At 39.5% G+C, this 4382-nt stretch carries 7 protein-coding genes; 4 read left to right on the top strand and 3 right to left on the bottom strand.

Translation table 11 applies throughout. From position 1 onward, the window contains the following. The 4 genes from BUB22_RS15835 to BUB22_RS15850 form a co-directional block, all read left to right on the top strand. Positions 1-637: RHS repeat-associated core domain-containing protein (locus BUB22_RS15835; protein WP_217650382.1), on the top strand; the 637-nt coding region annotated here is incomplete at its 5' end. A gap of 122 nt (positions 638-759) precedes the next feature. Continuing rightward, positions 760-1083, top strand: a complete 324-nt coding sequence (locus tag BUB22_RS15840; RefSeq protein ID WP_175547319.1) for a hypothetical protein — start codon at positions 760-762, stop codon at positions 1081-1083. A gap of 31 nt (positions 1084-1114) precedes the next feature. Continuing rightward, positions 1115-1696, top strand: coding sequence for a hypothetical protein (locus BUB22_RS15845; RefSeq protein WP_073116642.1), 582 nt, complete (start codon positions 1115-1117; stop codon positions 1694-1696). Beyond that, a complete protein-coding gene (locus tag BUB22_RS15850; RefSeq protein WP_073116644.1) occupies positions 1696-2349 on the top strand; it encodes a hypothetical protein in 654 nt (217 codons plus the stop codon). Before BUB22_RS15845 ends, BUB22_RS15850 begins: the two co-directional genes overlap by 1 nt. Before the next feature lie 116 nt (positions 2350-2465). On the opposite strand, the gene BUB22_RS15855 is transcribed toward BUB22_RS15850, so the two are convergent. The 3 genes from BUB22_RS15855 to BUB22_RS15865 all read right to left on the bottom strand — a co-directional run. Next, on the bottom strand, positions 2466-2915 hold the full coding sequence (locus tag BUB22_RS15855; RefSeq protein WP_217650383.1) for an ATPase: 450 nt from the start codon (positions 2913-2915) through the stop codon (positions 2466-2468). 96 nt (positions 2916-3011) lie between these two features. Continuing rightward, positions 3012-3191: a hypothetical protein gene (locus BUB22_RS15860; RefSeq protein ID WP_073116648.1), complete on the bottom strand. Its 180-nt coding sequence runs from the start codon at positions 3189-3191 to the stop codon at positions 3012-3014. A 548-nt stretch (positions 3192-3739) separates the two neighbouring features. Then, positions 3740-4382: RHS repeat domain-containing protein (locus tag BUB22_RS15865; protein ID WP_217650384.1), on the bottom strand; the 643-nt coding region annotated here is incomplete at its 5' end.

A 4382-nucleotide genomic window follows, 5' to 3' on the forward strand; every position in this document is an offset into this window, starting at 1 on the left:
GAAGGACGACGAGACGCAACTGGACTACTTCGGCGCACGCTATCTCGACCCCATGCTGGGAATGTGGATTTCTGTGGACCCGAAGAGGCAATTTGCGAGCCCGTATCTGTATGCGGGGAATGGTTATAATCCGGTGAATGGGGTGGATCCGGATGGGAATGAAGTCGTTATGGATGATTGGACAAAAGCCAATTATGTCTTATGGTTAAATTCAAATGTTGGTGGTCCTGAAGTTAAGGCTATAAGACAAAATATTTTTGCAGCTTTAGAGTCCTCTGATCAAGTTTATCATGTTCGCGTTAAACAACCTGTTGATGGTCTTGATAAAGGGACTAAAGGCGTGTATGATTCAGAATACCAAGCTGTTATGTATGACGGGACTATGGAAAATTTTTTCCATGAGTTGTTGGCGCATGCAGGGCTAGATGAGGCCATTTATGAGCGATCAGGTATTACACTAGGTAATTCTAATTGGTTTGAACCTGAAAATAATGGCAGAGAACATTTTTTGGATGACGAAATCAGGGCGAGAGGAATGGGCAATAGCCAGACTCCTGCTAATTTGATGAATATAATTGAAGAATATGGAAATTTCTATGATCTACATTATATCGATGAGGTTGATGTAAAAGAATGAAACAACTATCAATCTTCTTGCTTCTCTCATTTTTGTTTTCCCACGCCACTGAATGCAGCGATGATTATATTTTTACATACAAAAAACAATCCTTTTTTGTTTGTAATAGTAAAATGGATGGTGTGAAATTCGAGAAAATTGAAGGAACCAAGATACGTGTATATAGTTATCAAGGAATTGTTTATTTGGTAGGAAACTTTACTGAAATTTCGATATTTTTTGAAAAGACGGGTTTCTCTTTAATACGAAATAAAGGTAAAAAGCATAAAGATTTCTATGAGTTTACCTATAAGAATCTTGTGGCTTCAAATCTGGAATTTTTATTAGCGACTATTGATGGAATGTATAATTTACCGTCTTACGTTCTTTACGATAAAGATGATGTAGTGTTTACTGTTACGAAAAAGGTTAGTAGATCGAAGAAAAGAAAGATTCCTATATATTAGGAGCCTGACAATTTCCTATGCCTGGAGAGACATGCTGCTTGAACAATATAAACACCACCCGGCAAGGCAATTTGCGAGCCCGTATCTGTATGCAGGGAATGGCATGAATCCGGTGAATGGGGTGGATGAAGAAGGGAACGATTTTATGCGTACTTATTGGCGCTACACACCCACAAAACAATATGCAGCGGGATTTACTATTTATTATACAGGCACTCCCGAAAAACCTGGCAAAGAAGTTGGTCACTGGCCGTCTCATTCAGGTGGTTACGGAACGGCAATGAAACCGGGAACGTATTTAGTTGATTCGAAGAACAAACGGGATGTTCGCCATTTGAATGATGGCTCGAGAGGGTGGAAATCGTGGGCATACGTTATATACACTGAAAATGGAAAAGAATTACGAGGTGCTGAGGGTAGTAGGGTGATGTTTCATAACGACGATCTCGATCCGCCAACCAAAGAAATTCCTGCAAGAGGAACAACGCATGGATGCCATGGAATTTTAGACGAATCCTCAAATTCAGGTGAACTTAAGCCAGAAGGGAATTTGCCTGAGTTATTGAAAAATGCTGACGAAAGAATGGTTCCTTTGATTGTCGAGGAATTTTAATGCGCTTTGTTTTGTTATGCGTTGTGATTGTCGTATATTCGTTTGCTCAAGAAGCAGGCTTGTCGTGCCATGAATTATATAAACTTGACATTCAATTTGACGAGAGAAAAAACACTCCAGAATCATTTAAATTTACGTACAATGGGAAAATAACGGCAGACAGCATAAAGACTTTATCGCCGATACTAAAGGCAATAAACTATGACGGCTTTGTCCAGTTCAAGTCACAAACGGGCATTCGTATGTACCATATATCGTATTTTGATCCTGGAGAAGACGGTCCTAAAAGAATTGGTCCTGACGATGTTGTTTCTGTGAGTTTTCTGACAGGAACGACAGATTCCGTAACATACGGCGACATGTGGGGCTCTGGCAACTTGTTTTCTCAACGATTTTTGTTTACAGAAAAGATGCTAGAGGTACGGTTTCTTTTTCCGTTGATTATAGAGAAAAACGGCTCCTATATATTACTCGGCTATGCATGTTCCAATTGGCATAGATTGCGAGAGGTTGAAAACCCCGCAAAGTGTTATGAAGAAAAGAAGAACAAGAAAAAAAACGTTCAAAAACATACGAATAGAACGCAGAATCTTCCAGGTGGTTTCAGTCCGAAATTATTGGATGATATAGATGCGATTTTGGAATGTGAATAAGGTTATCTCCAATAGTCTGAATAAAGTATCACCGGATACTCCCATATTCTCCTGCGGAGGATATTGTGTGAACTCGATAGGCATACCTCTCCAATCATAGGAAATTTTCGCGCCAATCAAGGAACCCACAAAGGGCAAGAATCAGCCTTCAGTACACATTTACCTTGTTCATATCGGGCTATGCGCTGAAAGGAGTCTGTGTTGTCGAAAATTTCAACAATATCGCAAAGTTCTATTGCTTTGGGCAAGTTCCTGATAGATTCTGAAAAGCGACGCTCCACATCAGAATCAGGAATTCCATGACCGCCCTTCAAAACTCTTGAAGCAATCCTTACCTTGGCAATGTCAACGGAGTCGACGCCCACATAGTACATCTCTATCTGATACCCTAATTCGCGGGCCCTAATGATATTTTTCCAAACCGAATTGCCACAAAGTGTGACCTCTTGGTTGAAGGATTCCCCTTCTTCAAAATATTTCTTGATTTTCTTAATTGCAATCTTCCCGGCTTTAAATGCGTCAGCCTCATTTTTCCAAGAGCCGAATTCACGGACGATTTCATCCATGTTCACTCGGGGCATGTTCCGGAACATATCGTTGGTCTGGTATAGAGTTGACTTACCCACACCGTTGCACCCGGCAAAGAGGATATAACGCTTCATCTAGAACCTGTTCTCTTCAACAGCTTTTCTTTGTTTCTGCTTAAGAACAAGGTCTGTCGCCATACGGAAAAAATCGGCCTCGTCCGAATCTTCGGCAGACGCAATAAGGTCATAAGACTCATCAAAATTGATGTTCTTACACTGAGCGTATAACTGATGCAAGGCTTCTTTATTCGACATGTCAACTCCTTTTTCTAGGGATAATATACATTTTTTATGGATAGGGGGCGTCCATACTACCCCCAAAGGCCGCCGTGGCGACCTTTGGGAAGAAAATGACTGAATAAATTCGACTAGCATACCTGTCCAACCATGGGAAATTTTCAATTGACTATTATTTGCGGAGGCACCTGTTATCCGATGTTTTTAGAATATCAATTTCTATTTGTTACGGTTTTGAGTAAAAAATATACAGCATCTCTTTATTAAAAAATAAATTCCGTCACAGCAAAATCCGAGTATTGCAAAAAAAACAAATGAATAAAAAATCATATTATAACCTTCACTAGAAAAAATATTTGGCAAGGGAAACTCAGGCTTAAAAAAATAAATTGTCATATAATAAACGAATAGCAATGTTTCAGTTCCATTTCCCCAATGAAAAAAATGTTCAAGAAACCCATATATACGCCACATTATATGATACAAAGAGATGACAGAAACTGCTAATAGAGAAAATTTGAAATTTCTTAAAAAAAATTTTAAAAGGTACTTAACTTTTGGCATAGTCAATTTGCATCCTTGAGGTCATTTGGTTCTTCCCGAAAATAATCAACTTGTTCTAATTCAGGATATTCAAGTAAAACCGCCGGATGTGGCACAGTTTTTTTAATTTTCGAAGGATCCTTAATAAGTTCTAGATGGGTCCAGTCCTCTCGCAGTTTAAGCCCACCAGCTTCCAAAGCGTCTACGACATTACTTGAACAAACCCCATTCACTAAGTAGACTCCTCCTTGAGCGTCGTCAATGAATTTTTGCATTGCATCAATATTGAGTTTTTGCTTGGGCCTTAAAATAACTCCCGTACGCCCTTTTAAAGCAATCGATTTATCTTTTACGCCAACACCATCTTCATCCGCAGAAAATAGGCGACCATCTTTTGTTTCTATAGCAGCATGTGAAAAACCTGGGCCTTGGCCTCTATGCAATTTGGCAATAAAATTACCGAATTTTTCGCCATCAGAATTAAACACATACACGTCTCCAGGCTCCTGACCATTCAAATCAGCGAATCTTATTGGATTATATCCATTCCCCATATAAAGGTACGGACTTGGGAAGAAACGTTTAGGATCAACGCTTATCCATACGCCCAACATGGGGTCAAGATATCTAGCCTTATGATAAGATAGCTGCGTTTCGTCATCATGT

Origin of the sequence: Fibrobacter sp. UWCM (assembly GCF_900129735.1) — a bacterium.
Taxonomy (GTDB): Bacteria; Fibrobacterota; Fibrobacteria; order Fibrobacterales; family Fibrobacteraceae; genus Fibrobacter.